Origin of the sequence: Paenibacillus sp. FSL H8-0175, assembly GCF_045040615.1 — a bacterium.
Taxonomy (GTDB): domain Bacteria; phylum Bacillota; class Bacilli; order Paenibacillales; family Paenibacillaceae; genus Paenibacillus_AQ; species Paenibacillus_AQ odorifer.
The window spans coordinates 3,763,042-3,786,784 of the sequence record NZ_CP150299.1 but is presented as its reverse complement, the minus strand read 5'-3'; the positions used below and the strand labels follow the sequence as shown (position 1 = coordinate 3,786,784).

The window sequence follows — 23,743 nt, the reverse complement described above, 5'->3', positions numbered from 1 at the left end:
TTATAGTGATTAGTGAAGAGAGCAGACGGTTATGATCTGACATCTTAGTGTTTATAAGGGAATTATAGTTTACTCTACTCCATAAAACTGCGATGTTAATACCGTTCACCTCACCTATAAGGAGGAAAATTTCACATGTCTAAAATTACATTTATCGGAGCGGGTAGCACCGTATTTGCCAAAAACGTGTTGGGAGATTGTATGAGAACGCCAGCCCTGCAAGGATTTGAACTTGCCCTGTATGATATTGATCTACAACGCCTGAAAGATTCCGAGAATATGCTAAATAATATAAAAGAGAGCAGCGGCAGCACTTGTGTTGTGAAATCCTATACGGATCGTAAAGAAGCTTTGCGTGGAGCTAAATATGTCATTAATGCAATCCAAGTGGGAGGTTACGATCCTTGCACCATCACAGATTTTGAAATTCCGAAGAAATATGGCTTGCGGCAAACGATTGCGGACACAGTTGGCATAGGTGGGATTTTCCGTAACCTGCGTACTATTCCAGTGATGCTGGACTTTGCTGCGGATGTACGGGAGGTTTGTCCGGACGCACTCTTTATGAACTATACGAATCCTATGGCAGTTCTGACCAATGTGATGAATACCTATGGCGGTGTAAAGACGGTGGGATTATGTCATAGTGTGCAGCATTGTATTCCGGGCTTGTTCGAGCATCTGGGTATGAATCAGACAGGTGTTCAGGCTAAGATCGCTGGGATTAACCATATGGCTTGGTTATTGGAGGTTACTAAAGACGGCGAGGATTTGTATCCGGAAATTAAACGCCGTGCCGCTGAGAAGCAACAAGAACATCACGGAGACATGGTCCGTTATGAAATGATGCTTAAATTCGGTTACTACATTACGGAATCTTCGGAACATAATGCAGAGTATCATCCTTATTTTATCAAACGTAATTACCCAGAGCTTATCGAACGGTTTCAAATTCCACTCGACGAGTATCCACGCCGCTGTGTAGATCAAATTGAACGTTGGCAACAAATGCGTGAAGAATTGGTTAATAACAAAGAACTTAAACATGAACGTTCGCATGAATATGCGTCTTATATTATGGAAGCTATCGAAACTAATGTGCCTTTCAAAATAGGTGGCAATGTTATGAATACAGGTCTTATCACTAATTTGCCAAAAGAAGCATGTGTAGAGGTCCCTTGTTTAGTAGATAGAAGCGGAGTAACTCCGACCTACGTGGGAGATCTGCCTCCACAGTGCGCCGCACTGAATCGTACAAACATTAATACACAGTTGTTAACGATCGAAGCAGCGATTACCCATAAGAAAGAGCATATCTATCACGCCGCAATGCTCGATCCACATACAGCAGCTGAATTGTCGATGGATGACATTACAAATATGTGCGACGAGCTGATCACAGCCCATGGAGACTGGCTCCCGGCGTATAAATAAATTAACTAGTTAGGACTAAGGAAGCCTGAGAAATCAGGCTTTTTTTGATTGTATTTCTACGAAAACCGAATGCTATCTTTAAAAAAGACCACGTCGTTTCTTCTTGCTTATCTGTCTAGGACAACTGGGGGACATCGGAATACACATATATGGATTATCTAAATGTGGAGGTGATCCTTTATGATCGTTGAAAGCTATACCTTAGCATCGTCCACAGCTTATGCTACTCCTTATTATGTGATTAGAGGTGAGCTTCCTGGTCCTGTCTTTATGGTGGTGTCGGGGATACATGGGAATGAGACAGGAAGTATTCGTGCCGCACAGATCATTGTAGAACATTTTAACCAGAGAAGGTTGTATATACACCGGGGCACGATCATTGTAGTACCTCTAATGAATCAAAAAGCTTACCGCAAACGGATCAGAGGTGTACCCGATTTAAATCGCACCTTTCCACGTTCTAGCAAAACAGCGGCAAAACATCCATTAGCTTCAGCTTTGCTACAGCTAGTACTAAGATATCGTCCCACCTGGTTTCTGGATCTTCATGAAGCAAATGGGTTGTCACAAAAAAATCCGAAGCGACTTGGCCAGTCGATCATCGTCACTCCGGGAAGCCGAGGAACAGGTACAGCAAAACGTGTCATCAAAGGCATTAATCGAACGATTCCCAAAACCGCTTATCATTTTAATATCCGTTTACGGGAGCGCCCCGGCTCCTCAAGGGCAGCCGTTACCCGTATATTAGGGGCTAAAGCATTTACTGTGGAAACCTGCTGGAGCCTTGATCGTGAGCTACGGATTCGCTATCAGATAGATATTGTTAGCCGTTTTTTAAAAAGTGCGGGATTATTGTGATAGAGAAAATATCTGATAACTGTGTAAGCTGGTTCTTAGATCCTAGGAATCAGCTTTTTTGCCGATACAAGAAAGGTAATTGACAACAATGGGTATAGTGTATATATTACATATATACATTGATAACACATAAACTAGGAGTGAGGGCACGATTACATGAACATATTGATATCCAACACTTCCGGTGAACCCATCTATGCACAGATTGTCAGCCAGATCCGCCAGATGATTCTGCAAGGAGAGTTAGTGTCTGGCACCCCATTACCTTCTATCCGGCTATTAGCCAAAGAGCTGCAGATTAGCGTAATTACAACGAAACGAGCCTATGAAGAACTGGAGAGAGAAGGGCTTATCAATTCAATTGTGGGGAAAGGTTCCTTTGTTTCTGGTGCAGATCAGGAGTTTATTCGGGAACAACGGCTACGGATTATGGAGAACAAAATGAAGGAGATTATCGACGAGAGTAAAATGCTGGGGATTAATTTTGCTGAGTTTAGTGAGATGTTGAAATTGCTTTATGAGGAGGAGACAGAATGAAAGAAGTCATTCAATTGGACCAAATATCTAAAAAATATGGCCATTTTAGCCTATGCGAACTTACGTTCGGTATTAAAGAAGGGTATATCACGGGGCTAATTGGACCGAATGGGGCAGGGAAAACAACATTAATAAAAATGATGATGGGGATGGTGTTTCCTGATCATGGCAGCGTCAAGATTTTTGACCAAGAGATGTCTATCCATGAAGCAGAGAATAAGGATCGGATTGGCTATGTCTCCGATGAAAATTACTTTTACGATCAATTAACCATCGATCAGATGAGTAAGATTATTGCTCCTTTCTATAGTCGTTGGGATCAAGAAACGTATAGGAAATACATAGAGATGTTCAAGCTTTCCCCGCGGAAAAAGATTAAGGAGCTCTCCAAAGGAATGAAAATGAAGTATTCGCTCGCCATTGCCTTATCACATGGTGCAGATCTGCTTATTATGGATGAACCTACTGCAGGACTTGATCCTATATTCCGAAGAGAGTTGCTTGATTTGCTTAGTGAGCATATCCAGGATGAGAAGAAGTCTATTCTTTTTTCAACGCATAATACGACTGATTTGGACCGGATCGCGGACTATATTGTTTTTGTGAACGAAGGGCACCTAGTATTTAATGAAATGAAAGAATCTCTAGCCAACAAATATATGCTGGTAAAAGGCAATAAAGAGTTGCTTGATCGGGATGTACGAAAATGGTTCATCGGGCTTAGAGAGACGGAAGTTGGTTTCGAGGGGCTTCTGAACAATCGCTCTGAGGGGGAACACTTCTTTAGAGATCATGCCATATGCGAAACACCTACCCTGGAAGAAATCATGTATTTTACGGTAAAGGGAAACGCTTTGTATGTTTAATCTCTTGTTGCTGATTCGAAAAGATTTTATTCTCCTGCGGAATTTTATCCCTATATTTCTCTTGAGTATCTTGTTCATCGCATATGTTCAACTGGATAACTCCAGCATGTTTGCTACTTTTCAATCTTTACTGTTGCTCGTATACTCCTGTTCTATGGATGCACAGAATAACAACACAAAGTTTGTGATAGGGTTACCAGTAAGACGGCAAGAGATTATCTTGGCTAAATACTTATCACTTATTCCTTATTGTTTCATCGGTTTGGTTTGCTCTTTAGCTTTGTTACTAATTTCCTTTTCATTTGGATATTCCATTAGCTCGTTTTATTGGATAGGGGTATCTTTAACGTTACTTATGATTCCTTTGGCTGCGTCTATTTATCTGCCGATTCATTATTGGCTTGGTTCCAAAAACTATTACTTCAATATCCTTTTTAATGTAGTAATAACGATTACCACCCTGAACACTGGATCTTCACTCTCAAATTCATCCTTTTTCTTAACAATTACCGACATAAAGCTGCAGGATCATCTGTTGTCGATTGGTTTGATAGGGATTGTTTATCTCTCCATATTGTACTGCTCTTATAGGATTTCACTACGATTGTTTAGCAAGGAAGAGTTATAAGCTAAGGAGGACGTAAAGTGTATAAATCATTTTTTTTAATTCAAAAAGACTTCATTCTTCTGCGTAAATTTCTGATGCTGCTAATCCCTTTTTTTATTTGGATAGCTTACTCGAACTATCATAGCTTCAGTTTATTTACGGTAATGCCACCCATGCTGTTATTGATAAGCTCCTGCTCAATGGATACTCAGCAGATGACGCAACGGTTTCTCGTTAATCTCCCTGTAAGGAGACAAGAGCTTGTCCGTGCCAAATATTTTTCGATCCTTCCGTATGCGCTTGTTGGGCTGGCAGCCACGTCCTTTACCTATCTCCTGATTATTGTAACAGGTAAAGCTGTAACCCCTCATTTTTGGCAAGAGGTTGGTATTACGTTATCCATTTTCCCTCTCCTTGCGATGCTTTATTTACCGATTCATTACTGGTTAGGGGCAAAGGGAGCGCAAGTGGTTAATCTTGTTTTTATGATGATTGTAATGTTTGGACCGAATGTGTTTAGCTTTTTGATCCAGTGGATACCTGATGTGAACAGATGGCTGAGTTTTGGAGTGAAAGGTACAGTCATTCCCTTTATAATCCTAGGGCTGGCTTATGTATTCTTGCTTAGCTGTTCATATATCATTTCTCTGCGGATTTTTGTGCGGAAAGATCTTTGATTCGAAGGATTTGAGATTTTGAATGAATTCATATACCATTGTCACTACAAAGATAAATAGTAGGGGAAGGGTATACAACCAATGCCTAAAATGATCTATAGCTTTCGCACAAAAATGATTATGCTGCTGATGGCCAGTATGCTTGTATCCGGTGGAATTACCTTTTCAATCTATAAAATTCTGCAGAGATATTATCGATCAGAGGTCTTATTAGAAAATCCATTGACTAAAGTTCGCTACTTGATGCGGGATATCGGTGATGTTAATGCGTTTTTGATTATCTTCATTCCTTTGGCCATCTTATTCTTTTTTATATTTACTAAACCATATGCAAATTATTTCAAGGAAATCTCGAAAGGGATCCATCAGCTGGCGTCGGGTGATTTCTCGGAGCGGGTAGATATCCCATCTAAAGATGAATTCGGCCTTATTGGCCATGATATCAATCTGGCTATTGACCATCTTCAGGAAGCTATTGAGCGGGGCGACTTTGCGGAGAGCAGTAAAGATCAACTTGTATTAAATCTGGCACATGATCTGCGTACACCACTTACCTCCGTTATAGGTTATTTGGATTTTATCCTTAAGGACAATGAATTAACGCCAGAACAGACCAGACATTATACAACGATCGCTTATACTAAATCTCAACGTTTGGAAAAATTAATTGATGAGCTATTTGAAATCACAAGAATGAACTATGGTAAGCTTACGCTTGAAAAAACCTCGATCGACCTGAGTGAGCTTCTTTTGCAGTTAAATGAAGAGTTATATCCCGTTTTTGAGAAAAATGGTCTTACTTCCCGCTTGGATGTAACCCAACCTCTGAAGATAGAGGGTGACGGTGAGCTGCTGGCGCGTGTATTTGAGAATCTCCTCACCAACGCAGCGCGATATGGAAGCGACGGTCAATTTATTGATATTCATGGGTATTTAGAGGAAAATGAAGTCGTTATTGAGATCATTAACTATGGAGATTGTATTGATCCGGAAGAGCTCCCGCGTATTTTTGATATGTTCTACACCGGGGATCGAGCGCGAACGCATCCCACAGGGAGTACGGGACTGGGCTTATTTATCACTAAAAACATTGTGGAACAACATGCTGGAACAGTTTCTGCACAAAGCAGTGTAGTGCGGACGATGTTTGAAGTACGGCTTCCACAAAATAATTGAGAACGAAGTCAAGTGTCGACTAAGCAGGAGTAAAACCGAGATCTATGTGATCTTGTGGTTTTACTCCTTTTTTAATGGTTTGGTCAGCAGACAGGATGAACGTTACCGGACATTTATTTGAAATTTTTAATAAATCGTGATATTATTAGCTTGCTAAGTAATTTGTAAGGCAGTACGGAGGAAATATCTGTGATAGAAGATGAGATAAGGGAACTACTGGATAGAATATCAGCGGAAATGCGTAGAGATTATGCAGAACTGCTTAGAGAACTTAATCTTCATGTGGGTCAAGAACAGTTATTATGCCGGTTATGGAGAACAGATGGAATGACACAAATACAGCTAAGTGAACGCTTGAATTGTGAGCCTCCAACCATAACAAATATGGTGAAATCTCTTGAAAATCATGGGTTTGTTGTTCGAAAAAGAGATTCTGAAGATGGCAGAGTTAGCCGAGTGTATCTAACCCCAGCCGGACGTAATCTCTGCGAACCTGTGGAACAGATCTGGAACAAACAGCTGGATAAATTACTAGCCGGAATTATACCTGAAGAACGTTTATTATTAAGAAGACTTATGAAACAAATGGCCGATAATTTAGCTTGAATCTGGAACTAATCGCCATAACCGTTAGTAAGCTAATTAAAACTAAGAAAAGAGGAACATAGATGATTACAAGTTTGACTCGCATCAATGAATTAGCTAAGAAAGAACGTGAAGTAGGCTTGACACAAGGCGAATGGGTTGAACAGATCGCATTGCGTGAAGACTATCTGCGTGAAATTCGTGGACAAGTTCGTAACAGTCTTTCTGGAGTGACAATTTTAGATCCGGATGGAAATGACGTAACCCCTGAGAAGCTTCGTGCAGCGCGTAAATAATCAATGAACTAATAAGTGGAAACTACACCTTTAGATAACGTTAGATTAGCCTATGGCTGATCGACGGATATCTAGAGGTGTTTTTTGTTATATAAATCTTAACAGAAGCTTAATTCGTTATCATTAGGAGCTGTTGAAAGTTAAGAATCAATTAAACTTGCGTTACACAGGATCTAAGACTGGATTGTTAGAATGAAATAGACAAAAGATAAGGGATAACATGAAGGGGTGCAGAAGTTGGAGAAACTAAAAGAAACATCAAGGAAGGAAATGAAAGTATGAAAAAAACATTATTAATTTTACTTAAAGTAATAGTCGCTATAGTCATACTCCTAGCACTTTTTCTGGTCATCGTTTTTACAGTCAATGTGATCAGCAATAAAGTGGAGAAAGGAAAAATAGAACCCTATGGTCAGCTTGTACCTGTCGACGGGAAAAAGATGAATGTTACCATACAAGGGCAAGGCAAGGAAACAGTCGTGTTACTCCCAGGGTTTGGAACCGCATCACCCGTAATTGATTTCAAACCACTTGTAGATGAACTGACTCCTTTCTATAAAGTTGTAGTAGTTGAACCGTTTGGTTATGGACTAAGCGATGTCACCACAAAAGAACGAACGGTCGACAATATCGTGAGTGAGCTTCATGAAGCTTTACAAGAATTAAAGATAGATCGTTATATTCTGATGGGACATTCTATAGCGGGAATTTACGGACTGGACTATGTGAACAAATACGAAAACGAAGTTAGTGCATTCGTAGGCATAGACAGCAGCGTACCCACACAAGGGGGCAACGATGAAGAATTTCCATCAGGAACCTATAAGCTGCTTAAAAACTCAGGATTTATGAGATTGCTGGTAAAGCTCAATCCAGCCCAAATCGTTACACCAAGTGATGATGAGGAAACTAAAGAACAAAATAGAATGATTTCACTTAAAAACATGATGAATCCTAATATCATCAGCGAAGCAGAGCATTTTAAAAGTAATTTCAAAGTCACGGAAACATTAAATTTCCCTAAAGATCTTCCTGTTATTTTCTTCCTAGTGAAAGAAAATACGGATGTTCCAGGCTGGGAATCCCTGCATAAAGAACAGATTAAAGACTCCTTACACGGGAAATTGATGTTGCTTGATGGGGAGCATTATTTGCACCATACCCGATCCAAAGATATCGTCGAGAACTTTAGAAGCTTTATGGGAGAGATAAAGTAAGAATGAATGAGAAAAGCCTGCTAATTCAGGCTTTTCTTTTTTTCGTATTTTCAAATAAGTGAATCCTTTAGAAAAAAATGATAAATTTATCAAAGCAATTATGGGCACTCTATATCCTAATCTTTATTATAGGAAGGACTACCATAGTATGTGCGGAATAGCAGGAATATTAAAATATAATGGACAGCCACCACAGGAAGAAACCTTAAAACAAATGACAGGGGTTATGAATCACCGAGGCCCCAATCATGAGGGAGTATGGCTCGATTCTCACATTGGACTTGGTTTTCGCAGATTGTCTGTAATTGATATACGTGATGGTAATCAACCGATGACGAATGAAGATCGTACTCTTTGGATTGTTTTTAATGGTGAAATCTATAATTATAAAACACTACGAGATCAGTTAAAGCTAAAAGGACATCACTTTCAGACGCAATCAGATACAGAGGTCATTGTGCATTTATTTGAGGAATACGGCAAGGACTGTGTCCATCATTTACGTGGAATGTTTAGTTTTGCGATTTGGGATCTTAGGGAACAATCTCTTTTTGCTGCTAGAGATCATTTCGGAATCAAACCTTTTTATTATTACAAAGACGAAAATAATCTTTTATTTGCTTCGGAAATTAAAAGCATACTTGCAGTGCAAGGGGTACCCAGAAAGCTTCAATATCAAAGTTTATTCAGCTACTTAACTTTTCAGTATGTCCCGCATCCTGATACGATGTTTGAACACATTCATAAATTAGGACCTGCGGAGCGATTATTTGTTAACTCGGATGGTGAAATGAAGATCGAGAAATATTGGGAACCCCATTTTCAACCGGTAGAACGATCTTTAGCAGACTATGCTGAAGAAATTCAGTGGAAATTGAAAGAGTCTGTAAACCTTCATTTACAAAGTGATGTGGATAGAGGATGTTTTTTGTCCAGTGGAATTGACTCCACCGCAATAGCTGCAATGATGAGAGCAGAAGAATCAACAAAAACCTTTTCGATTGGATTTGAAGGGCTGAACAATGAAACAATCATTGCAAATCAAACGGCAGCCAAACTGGGGACAGATCATTATTTTCACATTTTATCGCAAAAAGACTTTTTTGAAAGTATCCCGAAAACGGTCTGGCATCTAGATGAGCCTGTTGCAGACCCTTCCGCTATTGCACTCTATCATCTAAACCAGCTTGCAAAAGAACATGTAACGGTTGTCCTATCAGGGGAAGGCGCTGACGAATTATTCGGAGGGTATAGAATCTATAGAGAGCCAAATGCATTAAGACCGATAACCTGGATGCCTAACTTCATAAAGGATTCGTTACGAAAATCATTATCCGTATATCCCTATCATTTTTATGGGAAAAATTATTTACTTCGAGGTCTGACACCTTTAGAAGAGCGTTTTTTCGGAAATGCTAATATTTTTAACAAAAGCGGTAAAATGAACTTGCTCCACGAATCGGTACACGCTCAGAATAGCTTTTTACATCCCACGGATATCGTTAAGCCTTTTTATGATAAGACAGCTCACCTAGACCCTACGACAAGAATGCAGTTTATTGATATGAATTTTTGGTTACCTGGAGACATTTTATCAAAAGCAGATAAGCTGTCCATGGCACATTCATTAGAATTAAGAGTCCCGTTTTTAGATAAAGAGGTTTTCGAGACGGCTAGTAAAATACCTGTGTCCAATCGGATTGGGCAAAAAACAACAAAACTTGCTTTGCGTAAAGCTATGGAAGGAATCGTTCCGGAAGCTATTGTGAATCGACCGAAACTAGGATTTCCCGTACCCATTCGTGATTGGCTCAAAACTCCAATTTCAAATATAATGTTCGAACAAATACGCTATAGTGGCATTGAAGAAATATTCAATATGAATATCATCGAAGAAATGTTTACCCAGCATCGGAGTAATAAAGGCGACTATTCGCGTAGAATCTGGCTAATTTACATTTTTTCAGTATGGTACACTCTTTTTATAAAAGAAGACCTGAAGCAATTAAATAGTGCCGTGTTGTAATGGGGGAGTGATTCGTTGAATATTGAGGAATATGCATGGAATAAACATGAACAGCAATTAAGAGAAACTAACATGTTTACTTATACTAGTCCAAAGATAAAGATTATAGATAACCATGAATTAAGAAATCTACTTGAAGTCATGCTTGAAAATCTGCCACAGAAGTTTCTGGCCAAATGGGCTTTGAAAGTAGCAGTTGAGCACCTGGATCATCTGGACCAACAGCTTGTAAATGACCCGCGTGTTGATTTAGGTATAGAAACGCTAGAAAAGCGTATAACTGGTGAGATTAGAGCCTTTGATTTAAGAAAAGTTGGATTCATAGTCAATGAATTGGCCAAAGAGTCCACAACCGAGGCTAGTAAGTATGCTGCCCGTTCTTTTGCACAAGCCATTGCAACTGGACATATGCGAGGACACGCTATGGTTTGCAGTGACTATGCAGTAAAACTGGTGAATTACATATCAGATCATTCTTCAGTTGCAGAGGCAGCTACTAAAGAACGTGAGAGACAATTAAGGTTAGCTGAAGAGTTACTTTGAAATTGAAGGTTTAATGATGAACATGTATGAGGATGATTCTAAAAGTTAAATAATAGAAATAATTAACTTTTTATATAATTGAGAGTTATGTAATCTAATGCAAACAATAATGCGTGACTTGATGAGCTTTAAAGCTTAATACTCGTTTTAGATAATACGATTACTAAATAAGAATCAATTGCTTAGGAAAGGGCAGTTATTTTGAACAGTTTTGAACATTGCCAAGATATCAGTTATGGATAGCTAATTAGTAATATTATGGAACTAATTGGTTGCTTCCAATAATTTAATAAACTACTTCCTCACAAAACCCGTATTTTGTACATATGTCACTAAGATGCGTTCTACTTAGATTATACATAGTTCTATATGAATCTCTTGGCTCGGCTCGCTACCAGATTCGACCAGCGCTAGTATTACCATAACAATAGCGTTTAAACTTCTTCTAAGAGTAATGTTGGGGCCATTGCTGAATGACATAAATATCCGAATTAGATATTCGCCAAATCGTCAATAGTACCATGTTCTTGTCCATTTTCGGCAATCGGTACAAGTTCTTGTCCTAAGCAAAGGACAAGAACTTGTACCGATAAAACAAAAAAGCCGCGCCTAGCGCGGAATCCAATAGGTCTATGTTCTTGTCCTCTTACAATAGATTATGGTCACAATCTAGGGGTTTATATTATTTGATCTATTTATCACTTCCTCTTCCGAATTCCGAGCAATAACCACATCATTAATTAGAGCCTTGCGATTTCGACTGGCCATATCAATTGCTCAGAGTTTCATCAACCACTTATAGGACGACACACAAATGCATTCAAAAAAACCGTTGAGCTGATTCAACGGTTTTTTTGAAATTCGTACAAGGCATCACATCCAAGTTAAACATTGAGCGATAATCACTCTTTGTTTATATGCGCTAATAACCGGTAGCGAAGCCAGATAATCTTCTTCGCTTATTGCACAGTATGTACTAGTTTCCCTTTTTAGAAAATAATGGATAATAAAGAACTTTGCTGCGTTCTATAGATATCCCCAAACCCAAAAGTCCCGACAACAATTGTAAGTCTCTTTTGAAGAGTACTATTATTTTTAACTAATCACCGGAAAACGAATCATAACTGTCGTACCACACCCTACCCCGCTGCTAATGTGGACAGTACCTTGATGTTGATCGACGATCCAACGTGCGATCGATAGCCCTAGACCTGCTCCATGATCCCCTCTACTTCTAGAGGAATCTCCCTTATAAAAGCGATTAAATACGAGTGGTAATTCATGTTCCGAAATACCCACTCCGTTATCCTTGACGGTTACAAGAACTGATTTCCCCTGCCTAAGACACTCAAGATCGATTTGCCCATCCACCTGCGTAAATTTAATGGCATTGTCCAACAAAATCATGAACAACTGTATGAGACGATTCTCATCTCCATTCATGAGCAATTCCGAGCCTTCGACATGAAGCTGTACCCGCAACTGCTTGTAATCCATTATTGGCTCCATTTTTTTGGCGATCTCTTTAATGATCACGTCAATACGAACAGGTGTGCATGAGATAACCTCCTCATGTGAATCACCTCTTGCCAGAAGAAGTAGGCCGTCTACCATGTTGCTCATTCTTTTGGTTTCTTTCAGAATGGCTGAAATTGGAGCGCTTTCTTCCTCGATCGTATGATCGGGATGGCGTAACAATATTTGTGTTTGCCCTCGGACGACCGAGAGCGGACTTCTCAACTCGTGAGAGGCATCTGCAACGAATTGCTGCTGCTTATCCCAAGCCTTCTGAATTGGTATGAGCGCCCGTCTAGCCAAAGCGTAACCTGCGATGATAGATAATAACGCGCCGACACCGATTCCAATACTAATACACCATAATAACCGGTTCAAATAATACACCTCGGCGGAAATTTCCGTAAATATCTGAATTGTTTTCAAAGGAATGTTCGACAGTTTCTCGACTATTGGCAATTTACCCTGATAGGGTCTGCTCACGAATCGATAGGTTTTCTTACCCACGAGTATCGACTCGGGCCGCATGTGGTTTTGTTTTTCCCGAAGCATCGAACTCAATTCGATATATGGTACTTTATAATATACGCTTTGAATCAATGCATCGTTGGAATCCCAATAAAATGACATCATAAAACGTTCCGGTTCCTTCGAATCAATGTTAAGTACTTGCTCCCCGTTACTTAGAGAAATTTGTTGCATGTGGTCAATATTAAACACCAGATGACGGTCAATATCGGAATAGATCCGATAATGTGCCAACCCATATAATCCTCCCCCCAGTGTGACGAGCAAGCAAAATACAACCGTGCTGTTCCATATCGTCATTCGTACTAACGTGCGTTTAATCATACCGGGGTTTGCTCTCCTTTTATTTGGCGGATTTGATGTATTGATTCACTTGCTGTTCCAATATTGGAAATGGCATATTCCCGTTTCGAAGAAGAACGGAATGAAATGCCTTGATATCGAAGCGATCCCCGAGTTCGCTTTCCGCCTTCTCCCGAAGGGATTGGAATTGCTCCGATCCGATCGCATAGTTTTCGTTAAGTCCAGGATAGGCAATGACACTGTCGATCAAAGCATCGTTCCCCGTTCCGGTAACCCTAACCAGATACTCATTAGCTTGTTCTCTTGTCCACTTCAGCCCATGGATACCCGTATCTATCACGGTACCCATGGAATTGCCCAGCAAACGGTTTAGTACCATATTCCGATCAAGCAACCCCTTCTCCGCGCATAAGCTTTCCATATAGACCGCCCATCCCTCTACGTATCCAGCCGTCATCGTTATTTTGCGGATTAATGGAATGGATGGTTGATCATATTGAATCGAGAATTGAAAGTGATGTCCTGGAATACCCTCATGCAAGGCAAGCAATTTAACTATTTCTTCGGAGGTCGGATTTTCGAGTGGAATGACAAATCTCCCGCTCCTATCACCATTTATAGATAAGGGGATATACATTCCACCAGCCGATGCGAAAAGAGCCGAATACGCCCGCACATCCACGGGATGGTCCGGGATAAGCTCCTCTTCAAACCAATCGGACAAGTAGGGCGTGGCATCCGACAAACTACTGTTTAACGCTTGCAGCAATTTATCTCCAGTTAGGAATCTGGCTGCAGATGTAGTTTGTGCGTGACCCGAAGCCCCGCTTCTTAGCTCCTTCTCGATCTCTTCTACCTTGCGTTTAGCGATCTCGTGAATTTTCTGAGGACTAAGGTCAGTACCCGTAGTAAGTTTGAGCCTTGCAGAATAATATTCGCTGCCGCCCGGCTGATTCCAGATTCCTTGGTTCACGGATGCTTGCTTCATAAGATCATTCTTGATCACATCGGCAAGTTTGCCGTAAGAAGCCAGTACATGATCGGTTAGGGTTTGCGCTAACGTTTTTTTCAGCGTTTCCTCTTCGGAGGGATCGAGTTTTAACTCGGTTAATTTCTCTGCATACAAACTGTACAGAATCGTTTCTTCCGGTTTCGTATTCTGCAATTTGCTGTAACTCGTAAGCATTTCCTTAAGAAATTCAGAAGCAGGGACAATACCTTTCTCCCGTCTGTCTTGAATTCTATTAATGACATGTGCGACTTTATCTGAAAAACCGTTCAGCGCAACGATATAATTCTTTGCATCTGCTTGGCTGCGAATCGGATAGTTGTTCGCGAAATACGGCGGAAAATTGGTTAGGGAAAGGTAGTCATTCGTGTTCAAATCCCAATATTTATATACCTGCTGCGCCGCGCTTAGGTCCCATTTTAGGATATCGTAGGTGAGTTTGTCTTCCGGGGAAAGCATAGCAGCATCATAGTTATTCAATTTTTTTAACAAGTCATTTCTCTTATCGTTTAATAATTCGTAATCGGCATCCGACAGGTCCGTAAGCTTAGTGGGATCCCATCGGATTCCCTCCACATTTTTCACGTCAAAATAAAGCTGTGTCTCAGGGTCATTCTTAAGCGTATCTACCGCCATCTTCTGAATCAATCCGTCTAAACTCTCTGGCTGATGTTGGGTCTGCCCAAACAAACCGCCTGCAATCAGCAATACGAGAAGTACCACAGCTAATAAAATAGTCAATCGGGTGTTCTTAAACATCTGTCTTACAAGGTTCATTCATCAATCTCTCCTTTATAGAGTATAAGAAGAATATATAAGATGAACCTTTGATTTCCCTTTGAAAAACTACTTGTTTATTCTGAGTATGTAGCCCAAACCTCTTACGGTTTGGATATATTGATCGGCATGCCATGAAGACAGCTTCTTTCGAAGATAATGGACATAGAGCTCGACGATGCCAATCCCCGCTTCCGAATCCAGTCCCCAAATTCGGTTATAGATTTGCTCTTTCGTCACGATCTGCTCTTTATTCATGAGCAGGTACTCAAGCAGCTCACATTCCTTTTCTGTTAAAGTCAGCTCTTCTCCTGCGACCGTTATTGCTCGATTTCGAACTTGAATAGCAATCGGGCCGTAGCTAATCTGCTCTTCTTGATTAACCTTGCCATAACGGCGCAACAGCACTTTAGCTCTGACAATCAGCTCTGGAATTTCGAATGGCTTCACCACATAATCGTCCGCTCCGATCGTTAACCCCTTTACCCGGTCGTTCAATCCGTCTTTTGCCGTCAGACAAAGAATCGGGGTATCCACTCTTTGCTTCCTCAGCTCTTGGATGAACGTAAATCCATCAACCTTAGGCAGCATAATATCCAAAATAATTAAATCGAACTCGCCGTACAATGCGTGATGCAAGCCCTCTTCTCCGTTATGACACTCCGTAACCTTATGCCCTTCATCCTGCATAACTCTTGCAATTGTGTGCGATATTCCAATATCGTCCTCTACGATCAACAGCTTCATAAGTCCCTCCATGAATGAACAAATATGGGGTTAGACATCTCAGTTCCTCCTAAATAGTACCATATTGCCTGCCCGTCAGCTTAAGAACAATGGCATCTTTTAACTTTCTGCAGTAGATGAAATCATATCGGGAATGTAGCAAAGTTCGTGTCAACCATTAAAAAAGAACCCTTAAAGTACTTTGGGTTCTTTTTATTAAACTATTTATTTGAAGTATTTACTAATGAACCCTTCCAGCTGGAGTTTTGCCCCTGTCAGATAGTAGTTATGTATTTCTTTCAACTCAGCATTATTGGGCTTGAGGTTTTTTAACCTGGATACAAACTTAGTATAGTTGGGCACTACAGTATTGTTTAAAGATAGGAAGAATGTTTTTCTTGTTGAATTGTTTGGGCCTCAATTTTGATGTAACGCAGTTATAGCTTTCTCTTCATTGTTTACTAGCGGCTTCAACTGATATGGATAAGGTCTGATGGTGTATAATTACTTATTGATTATTGTACATGATTATGTATTTTAATGGTTTTCAAATCGGCAATAGTACCAAGTCCTTGTCCTTCGACATTGTCGCACAAGAACTTGGTCCCATTGCCGAAAGTTCCTCCTTCTAATGAAACAGCAACCGGTCAAAGAACGGTTGCTGTTTCATTCGTTAACTACAAATATTTTTTGATTTTGAATTTATCTGTCATGTTTTTTTATAAACGAATCCATGTACTCCTTAGGTCACTTATACTTTTTAAAGTCTGAATCAGCACTATTCTATTTCTTGTATAAAACATCCACTTTAATTTTTGTCATTGATTCTACTAGCTTAAAAGCAATTTTGAATTTAGATTTTGTTAACTCAAGAACTTCTATCCATCTAATATTAGATTTTTGCGTTAACCTTGACTCTGAATAATTTAAACAGTTGCAGAAAAATAGTATAGAGAAACTCGCAACCACTGATCGTGAATCCATAATAGAATATTTTTACTAATCCCCTTCTCCTTGTTCTGTCTAATTATAGATTGGAGTATTCTTTCACTTAACTTTGAATTGCACTGGTCATCATTTCAAAACCTGAACTTCCTCCATTTAAAGCTGCATCATTACTTCTTGTACTTATACTATAAAAATGATCTTTCTCTAAAAGATACTTCCTCCATATAATTCAACTTGAAATGTTATTTCAATCACAGGGCTAAGGTATATTTTATAAAAATTGGATAATAGATCATACGTATTGTCTCTCCCCTTAATATACTGTCTTATCTTGTGTAAGGAGGTAAGTTCAATGTCATGTAAATGCAGAAAAACAACCAAAAGTAAAACAGTTCGCCTAAAAAAAATCAATCTTTCTGAAATTAGAGTCCCAAGAAAAAGAAAGGTTCGATCTACAGAACTGAGTGAGACTTTTGATTTTTCAGGAAATTGTGGTCAGCTCTTGATTTTAGCTAGAACTAATGGACTTTCTGCTGAGTTTAACACAATTCGTAACGTAGGAAATTGTGCATTCACACTACTCGCGGTAGATCGTAATGGAAATGTAATTCAAAATTCGGAGTACACGCTACAACCAGGCAATGTACTAGCTAGGTATGTTTTTGGTCCTAACGCATTTCCTCCACATCAGATTTTATTCCGTTGTCAATCTGGTACAGGTGGAAGATGTATACTAAGGACTTCTTTTTGTTAAGGTGAGTTACGTATAATCTAGACTAAAACTACGAGGTGATAACATATGTCATGTAATTGTTCTAAGAAAGTTAAGAGAATTACAAGTACTCGTACAAATGGTAAACGAAAACGAGCTCCCATTACTCGCGCACCAAAGTTATCCAGAGTTAGATCGACTATAAGTGAAAATACAGTGGACCTGATAGGTGCTTGTGGTGGAAACTTCACTCTTGTGAAAAGATTTGGGGGGCCTGCACCAAAATTAAAAGCCATTTCAAATATTGGTAGCTGTACATTTACACTGGTTGCAGATGATGGAAGGTTTATTATTCCTGGATCAGAGATCTCTTTAAATCCTGGTGGCACACTAGCGACTTATCAAGTTCCTGCCACTGCACAAACTGTATCTTTTAGATGCTCTGGTTCAGGAGGAACTTGTCGTCTTCGAATGACACCGTGCTAATTCAAGTGATTTAATTTTATTAATGGCAGATTAAAGGAGAGTCACAAATATTCACGCTTAACTTGCTAAGTAGTAACAACAATAACATTTACCTCATCTAGAAAGAGGTCACTTAAAAAGTCCTACGCCCCCCAAAAGAGACAATTTCTCATTTTTATGAGGAATGTCTCTTTTTTTTCTTTTTTAAAGTATCCAATTAAAGGCTGGTGGTTTTGATGCTCCCTGAGCAGCAGAGTTTCTATATTGAGCCCGTTTGCAAAGCTTAACCATATTTTGATTCCTAACGATCACCTGCTGCGTCAAATGAACGAATTATTTTAGCTTTGTATATTAAGAATTGAACAAAACTATTGCCACGATAACGGGCGAACCGTAGTTGATCCGGTGCGGATGTTTAAATATCTGCTGCTCAAATCCAATTTTGGCTTATCGGAAATGGAACTGGTGGGACCTACTATTTGCTTAAGGGCTACAGGTGGGCTAGGTTTGATGATTACGAATCAAATGTATATTTAACAAATATTCTTTACTTATTTCGAACACTTGACTCTTGATCCTAAAACCTAAACCAGTTGTATCAAACTCCACAATTACATAATCGAGATCTAATACATAACATTCTTTATACTCATGTTCCGATGACTGAAATATTTTTTTGAAATCTTTATTATATGGGGCTTAAAATAGTTGATTAAAACAACTTCAGCAACAGCAATATTTTATTTATCAGATTTTTGTAGAAATCGAGTATATATCTTTTCGATTCAACAAAATCATGGATGTAAATTTCCAAGATGTCAGCCAAATATCGATATCCCAACTTCTTTCACTATATATCTTCTGTACAGTTTCATGATGGTGGTTTAAATGATCGAAAACATTACGTGTACGTAGTGCCTCGTACCAAAAGTAAGACCAATATGCTGAAATATTGACTTCACAAGATGTAATCAGGCATCCTTTCCACTCTAACCCCTTATTTTATTCCCTTTTCCGTGCCTTAGGCATCCTCGTCTCCAGCATTCAAGCTTTGCATCGGTTCGGCCTCTCTTGACGTATATGAAGGTTTTTTCAGTTAAATGGCCGGCTATTAGCACGTTTAGAACTATGTCGCTCATATAAGCAGTATTTCGACAAATCGCTCACAGCTTAAATTAAAGAGGAGATAATGGCTGGACAGATATAACTGTCGTCAATCTTTATTAACCAATTTCACCATTATCACATAAATGCAATGATTAGTGCCCATTCCTTTTGTGCGCATGGTTAATATACTATCTTATTCTAATGAGATTAGGTGATGAATAGTGGCCTCTTTTGCTGAAGCTCTTGTGATCAAGAATAACATTTCGAAAACAGTACTTAAGAACCGGAGAATTCATGGGATCGGAGTCGGATACTATGATCCCAAACATCCTAAAAAGGGCGCAGCCGTGATCCTCTATGCTAATGCGGTCAGCAGCACGACGCTAGGCTTTGGTTCGAAGCTCTCCTCACAAATTAGAGGCAAGACTGTAAAAGTCCCGATACGAGTAGTGAAAACCCAAAAAATCCGCAGCAACGCAAGTTACATGGACCGGATTCGTCCGGTAATCGCAGGATACAGTATCGGTACCACAGGCGGATCAGGAACCGTAGGCTTAATTGTAAGCAGGGGCAATCAACAGTATTTATTCAGCAATAACCATGTGCTCACCAACCCGACCAACTCCCGCAATCGCGCAGAAACACTGCAGCCCGGCGGATCGGATGAAAGCAGGACACCAAGGAACCGTGTCGGGTATTTATCGCAGTTTATTACCCTGACTACCAGCGGTTCAAACCGGGTTGATGCAGCCTTGTCCCGTCCGCTAAGCAACAGCATTGTCAGCCCACAGTATGCAACGATAGGCACTATTCCCGGTCATGTCACCTCCTACCGTGTAGGCGAACGCTTCAAAAAAGTAGGACGGACATCTGGACTGACCAGAGGAAAAGTAGATTCGGTAAATACGGATGTACAAGTAGATTATGGTTCGGATATCGGCGTGCTTACCTTCCTCAATCAATCAATTATTCTGAGCAATACACCTATATCACTTCCCGGCGACTCGGGCTCAGTCTGGCTGAGAAGTTCAGATAACTATGCGGCCGCTGTAAATTATGCCGGAACAACGGATGGAAAGACTTCGGTTGCCTTTCCCATCGATTGGGCATTAAGTGCACTCCGAGTCCGTGTGGCACGTCCAGCGGGTCAGAGTGCGGGCCGAATCAAGATAGTCGATACGCATAACGGCAATGCTGCCTATACCCGGCGCCTCACAGCGAAAGAACTATCCAGGCTTAAGATAATCCAAGCAAAGTCGAGATAAGAACATGCCCGCGTAACGACATCTTCCTGTCACGTTCAATAAGTTGGATGAACGTTACGTAAAGTCATTTTTTTTTTTTTTTTTTTCATAAGATAGATTATCCTACGAAAAAGTAGGCGAGCACCAAATGACAATAAATCTCAATCGCTTAGAAGCAAAGCCAAACGTAAAGGCAAGGTACTGTTCCTTTTACACGGGACAGTATCTTTTCATTTTTTCTGATTGAGCCATTTATTCCTTATATTACAGAACCATTAAACGCGTATTGTACTCATCCAACACTTCCACTCGTGTTGGTGGCACTCACAAATTTTTGTCGGATTCGATGAGATCAATTTTTATAATTTCACACTAACGCTTATAAATGGAACAAATAGTAGATCTAAGTTGAGAAACACTTTGGCATCAAAAAAGGAGCCCCCAAATTCAAATTTGATAAACCATGCATAAAAAGTTACCCGAAAAAGTGAGTGAGTTAGGTAAGGTGATTAAACCGTCACTTGGCTAATAAAAGATGAATTCAAAGGCCGGGAAAAGAGTATAAAATGCGAACTCTGATAATACAACCTAGAGGACTAGAAATCAAAACAAGCAACCTACATAAAAATCAACTGTAGGTTGCTTGTTTTTTTATATGAAATAACTTGATTTACGAGAATACATATTATCACTAGCCGAAATCTTTAATGGAGTTTGAAGCTAGAAACTAACATCACATGTTACTACTTTCTCTTTTTGTAATCAGTGGTTAAATCGAAGTGTTACTCCCTCTAAAGATATTGATGACAACATTAATTCTTAGGAATATGAACAGGTACCCAGTACGTATCATAGCCTCTATAATACTGATAGGGGCCTTCAGCGCGCCAGCAAGCCGGATGCCAAGGTGCTGAAGAACACCATACGGGCTTAGGTTGTGTAACAGGAGGTGGCGGTGGGGTAACAGGCAATACTGGACCGATATATTGCAACCCAACTATATCTTGGTTACTTACTTGAGTAAAACTCATTGTACCATCGGGATTGATAATATTCATTGAGATTGTACCTGATCCAATATCAGCTCCAGGTGCTGGCACCGTGAAACTTACAAGTTGCCAAGTTACTAATCCAAACCCAGGAATTGAAGATTTATAGTAGTGCCCCACTCTACCTTGTGTAATTTGGTCACTAATAACTTGAGGAGCTATAAAGGGAAATACTGTAGTTCCATCTGGTGTAGTTAAATTTCTAGACAAGTTTATCATCCTTTCGACTTTTAAATTATAGAATTAGTTATATGCCCATATACATATTTCGGTAACAAAAACGATGGGAGTTCACTCAAATTACACAATTAATTGAGGCTCAAAATCAAATTTTGCGGTTGAAAATTAAAACGGAGTAAAACCGAGGATAGAAATGGAAAAACATCTGCAAATCTTGTAATGTTGTAAGTCCAACCAAACAACACGAAAAGGCTATGACAGATGCCCATCCAGTATATTAACGAACTGCTTGGATTACCAGAACTACAACATCATAGCGTTGTCTCGATCCATGAAACAGAAGTACATTTGGAAGCCTCACTGGTAGCCTACAAACAGGCCTGTCCTCTATGCCACTCCGAAGAAGTTATAAAGCGAGATGGCCGTAATACGTCGAGCAAGATTCGTCATTTCAGCATCTTTGGTAAAAAGTGTTTTTTGCACGCTTGGCCTGTTCGCGGTGCAATATTGGTTTTGTTTGGTCTTATTCGTGTGTTGGCTCCAAGGAACAATACAGTCTTGTTTTTCGTTTGCAGTCCGTAAACTAGGCACTGGTCTCCACGGCAACACATCGTGCCAGAATGCAAGAAGCATCATTTGCTCAAGCAAGCATGGCATCAAGCGAAAGACCAGACGGAACTGATACTTTGCAATTAAAAAGGAACACACTTACAACACCGGTATTCACGATATTCGAGGCGAAACCAAACTCGACCTGCTTTTGGGAAGAAAGCTGGATGCGCTACACGCGTATGCCGAGCAGCATCATGGATTTTAAATTCTTCAATCCCAAGGCTGTCGTCATGGATCTGGCTCAAGCTGTTCCGCCAATTGTGATTCTCGTCATCCTCATCATGAGTAATCTAAACTGCCCGTTATTTTAACAAAGGCAGCCGATCATTTGACCGGCTGCCTTCTTATTTTGATAGAGCTATCGTTTCCCATTATCTTAGCTTAATGGATCACATTCGTAGTCTTAATGCAACCTACCACTTATTCCATTAATCTCCCTTTACTTCATTATCATTCGGAATTAATTCATACAAGGCACGAACATCACAACCGATGGAATCGGCGATCGATATGGCAATTTTGAGTGGCATCACTCTTTTGTTTTCAATAAAGTCGTAAACTCGTTCCGGTTTAAAAAGCAAGTCTTTTGCCAGCCATTCCGCTGACTTCCCGGATTCCATCAATCGTTCATTCAGTAAGCAACGTCCTAGTTCAAATTTCAAGAAGTGATGACCTCCCGCATAAGATAATACTTAACCTTAAGCGTTGTCCATTGCCAGCATGAATATACTTCATTAAGGGTCCTATAACGATGAAGTTCCCCATGTTTCCCGTTAGTTCAATCTGTGGTTTTCCTATTATCAGCCCAATTTTCCTGTTCACAATTGAGATTAATGATGCATAATAGCACTGTGTAGAAAATCTGCTAAATCCTCATTGCTATATTGATTAATGATGTTCATATCTCTCACTCCGTACATATATAAGCAATAACGCCCCATCTCTTGGTCTATAACATCGTCCACCTTAAGAGTAAGTTAGGTCAGTTTTTATGGAGTATATTGTGTAAACAAGCTTATGCGCGCTTTTTTATTGTTATAGAACATATGGATTTGGTTTGAATGACAGACTCATTCTTTAAAATAGGGCGTAATCCCTCTTGAATATAGGTTCTCCACTAACTTGAAAAATTCTTCTGACGATAAATCCTTTTGACGCTGAAGCCAAAGACGAAACAAAGAAAGAGCAGTTGTCAGGTAAAACTCAATGAAGTATGGCGTTAGTGATTGGTTTTGCGGAACGTTTAATTCTAATTGATCCAAAGCGATTTCTTTTTTTAAGCGTTTTAAAAAACGGGCACTTCCATAATCACCCAAAAGGGCGTTGAGAACCAGGAGATGTTCTTTTTTGTCCAGACAATAGAGTGTATCTTGAACCGTATCCATCGATAGCTCTTTATTCGCCAATTCTTTTTTAATGTCATTTAATAAGTCATTTTCAACAGAGTCTAACAATTCGTAAATGTCAGTAAAGTATTGATAAAAGGTGCTGCGGTTATACCCTGACTTATTGGAAATTTCCTGAACCGAAATTTTCTCAATCGGCTTTTGGCTATATAACTCACAAAAAACTTCTACAAATTTTTGTCTCGTTTTCTCCGTTATTTGGGGTTGCTTTTTCATGTGTCCCTCCTACTAGTGAATAAGAATATCATCCGACAAATCATAAAAAACTGATGGTTGATCAAGGAATAATGAAGATTTATAATCACATCATACAACACGTTGTCGGATAATCCAAAGGGAA

Annotated in this window: 22 protein-coding genes; 16 read left to right on the top strand and 6 right to left on the bottom strand. The window is 39.7% G+C overall.

Features of this window, described 5'->3' with window-relative positions; genetic code table 11:
* Positions 1–135: 135 nt before the first annotated feature.
* The 12 genes from MHH46_RS16785 (at position 136) to MHH46_RS16730 (ending at position 10,822) form a co-directional block, all read left to right on the top strand.
* The gene (locus tag MHH46_RS16785) at positions 136–1,434 is read left to right on the top strand and encodes an alpha-glucosidase/alpha-galactosidase (RefSeq protein ID WP_076190244.1); all 1,299 of its coding nucleotides are present in this window, start codon (positions 136–138) and stop codon (positions 1,432–1,434) included.
* Positions 1,435–1,614: 180 nt separating this feature from the next.
* Entirely contained in the window at positions 1,615–2,292 is a 678-nt protein-coding gene (locus tag MHH46_RS16780; protein ID WP_076126632.1) for a succinylglutamate desuccinylase/aspartoacylase family protein, read from the top strand.
* Between the two features lie 156 nt (positions 2,293–2,448).
* Complete coding sequence (locus tag MHH46_RS16775; protein ID WP_076126630.1) at positions 2,449–2,829, top strand: GntR family transcriptional regulator; 381 nt, start codon at positions 2,449–2,451, stop codon at positions 2,827–2,829.
* Positions 2,826–3,695, top strand: a complete 870-nt coding sequence (locus tag MHH46_RS16770) for an ABC transporter ATP-binding protein (protein WP_076190245.1) — start codon at positions 2,826–2,828, stop codon at positions 3,693–3,695. The genes MHH46_RS16775 and MHH46_RS16770 overlap by 4 nt, the downstream gene beginning before the upstream one ends.
* Positions 3,688–4,323 (top strand): ABC-2 transporter permease, encoded by a 636-nt coding sequence (locus MHH46_RS16765; protein ID WP_076126627.1) that lies wholly within the window; start codon positions 3,688–3,690, stop codon positions 4,321–4,323. Before MHH46_RS16770 ends, MHH46_RS16765 begins: the two co-directional genes overlap by 8 nt.
* A gap of 17 nt (positions 4,324–4,340) precedes the next feature.
* Positions 4,341–4,979: an ABC-2 transporter permease gene (locus MHH46_RS16760; RefSeq protein WP_076190246.1), complete on the top strand. Its 639-nt coding sequence runs from the start codon at positions 4,341–4,343 to the stop codon at positions 4,977–4,979.
* 81 nt (positions 4,980–5,060) lie between these two features.
* Positions 5,061–6,155, top strand: a complete 1,095-nt coding sequence (locus MHH46_RS16755) for a HAMP domain-containing sensor histidine kinase (protein WP_036676951.1) — start codon at positions 5,061–5,063, stop codon at positions 6,153–6,155.
* Between the two features lie 189 nt (positions 6,156–6,344).
* Complete coding sequence (locus tag MHH46_RS16750; protein WP_248548678.1) at positions 6,345–6,761, top strand: MarR family winged helix-turn-helix transcriptional regulator; 417 nt, start codon at positions 6,345–6,347, stop codon at positions 6,759–6,761.
* Positions 6,762–6,823: 62 nt separating this feature from the next.
* On the top strand, positions 6,824–7,036 hold the full coding sequence (locus tag MHH46_RS16745; protein ID WP_036676956.1) for a DUF896 domain-containing protein: 213 nt from the start codon (positions 6,824–6,826) through the stop codon (positions 7,034–7,036).
* A 278-nt stretch (positions 7,037–7,314) separates the two neighbouring features.
* Positions 7,315–8,253 carry an alpha/beta fold hydrolase gene (locus MHH46_RS16740; protein ID WP_076190247.1) on the top strand — a complete coding sequence of 313 codons (939 nt, stop codon included), beginning with the start codon at positions 7,315–7,317 and terminating at the stop codon, positions 8,251–8,253.
* A 148-nt stretch (positions 8,254–8,401) separates the two neighbouring features.
* Positions 8,402–10,279: an asparagine synthase (glutamine-hydrolyzing) gene (gene asnB, locus MHH46_RS16735; protein WP_076190248.1), complete on the top strand. Its 1,878-nt coding sequence runs from the start codon at positions 8,402–8,404 to the stop codon at positions 10,277–10,279.
* Positions 10,280–10,294: 15 nt separating this feature from the next.
* Positions 10,295–10,822 (top strand): putative immunity protein, encoded by a 528-nt coding sequence (locus MHH46_RS16730; protein ID WP_076190249.1) that lies wholly within the window; start codon positions 10,295–10,297, stop codon positions 10,820–10,822.
* Positions 10,823–11,917: 1,095 nt separating this feature from the next.
* Here MHH46_RS16730 and MHH46_RS16725 read toward each other — a convergent pair.
* From MHH46_RS16725 to MHH46_RS16715, 3 genes are all read right to left on the bottom strand, one after another.
* Complete coding sequence (locus tag MHH46_RS16725; protein ID WP_076126610.1) at positions 11,918–13,189, bottom strand: cell wall metabolism sensor histidine kinase WalK; 1,272 nt, start codon at positions 13,187–13,189, stop codon at positions 11,918–11,920.
* A 19-nt stretch (positions 13,190–13,208) separates the two neighbouring features.
* Positions 13,209–14,954, bottom strand: a complete 1,746-nt coding sequence (locus MHH46_RS16720; protein WP_076126608.1) for a DUF885 family protein — start codon at positions 14,952–14,954, stop codon at positions 13,209–13,211.
* A 69-nt stretch (positions 14,955–15,023) separates the two neighbouring features.
* Positions 15,024–15,701 carry a response regulator transcription factor gene (locus MHH46_RS16715; protein ID WP_076126794.1) on the bottom strand — a complete coding sequence of 226 codons (678 nt, stop codon included), beginning with the start codon at positions 15,699–15,701 and terminating at the stop codon, positions 15,024–15,026.
* 1,279 nt (positions 15,702–16,980) lie between these two features.
* On the opposite strand from MHH46_RS16715, the gene MHH46_RS16710 reads away from it, so the two are divergent.
* A complete protein-coding gene (locus tag MHH46_RS16710) occupies positions 16,981–17,382 on the top strand; it encodes a hypothetical protein (RefSeq protein WP_076126607.1) in 402 nt (133 codons plus the stop codon).
* 1,775 nt (positions 17,383–19,157) lie between these two features.
* Positions 19,158–20,177, top strand: a complete 1,020-nt coding sequence (locus MHH46_RS16705; RefSeq protein ID WP_305953679.1) for a hypothetical protein — start codon at positions 19,158–19,160, stop codon at positions 20,175–20,177.
* A gap of 791 nt (positions 20,178–20,968) precedes the next feature.
* Here MHH46_RS16705 and MHH46_RS16700 read toward each other — a convergent pair.
* Entirely contained in the window at positions 20,969–21,415 is a 447-nt protein-coding gene (locus MHH46_RS16700) for a hypothetical protein (RefSeq protein ID WP_076126604.1), read from the bottom strand.
* Between the two features lie 231 nt (positions 21,416–21,646).
* Between MHH46_RS16700 and MHH46_RS16695 the strand changes: the two genes are divergently transcribed.
* Both MHH46_RS16695 and MHH46_RS16690 read left to right on the top strand, forming a co-directional pair.
* Positions 21,647–21,967, top strand: coding sequence for a hypothetical protein (locus tag MHH46_RS16695; protein WP_143762384.1), 321 nt, complete (start codon positions 21,647–21,649; stop codon positions 21,965–21,967).
* Between the two features lie 68 nt (positions 21,968–22,035).
* Positions 22,036–22,308, top strand: coding sequence for a hypothetical protein (locus MHH46_RS16690; RefSeq protein WP_179088131.1), 273 nt, complete (start codon positions 22,036–22,038; stop codon positions 22,306–22,308).
* Between the two features lie 117 nt (positions 22,309–22,425).
* On the opposite strand, the gene MHH46_RS16685 is transcribed toward MHH46_RS16690, so the two are convergent.
* Both MHH46_RS16685 and MHH46_RS16680 read right to left on the bottom strand, forming a co-directional pair.
* Entirely contained in the window at positions 22,426–22,659 is a 234-nt protein-coding gene (locus MHH46_RS16685) for a transcriptional regulator (protein WP_076106729.1), read from the bottom strand.
* Between the two features lie 408 nt (positions 22,660–23,067).
* Entirely contained in the window at positions 23,068–23,619 is a 552-nt protein-coding gene (locus tag MHH46_RS16680; RefSeq protein ID WP_076190250.1) for a TetR/AcrR family transcriptional regulator, read from the bottom strand.
* Between the last annotated feature and the right edge of the window lie 124 nt (positions 23,620–23,743).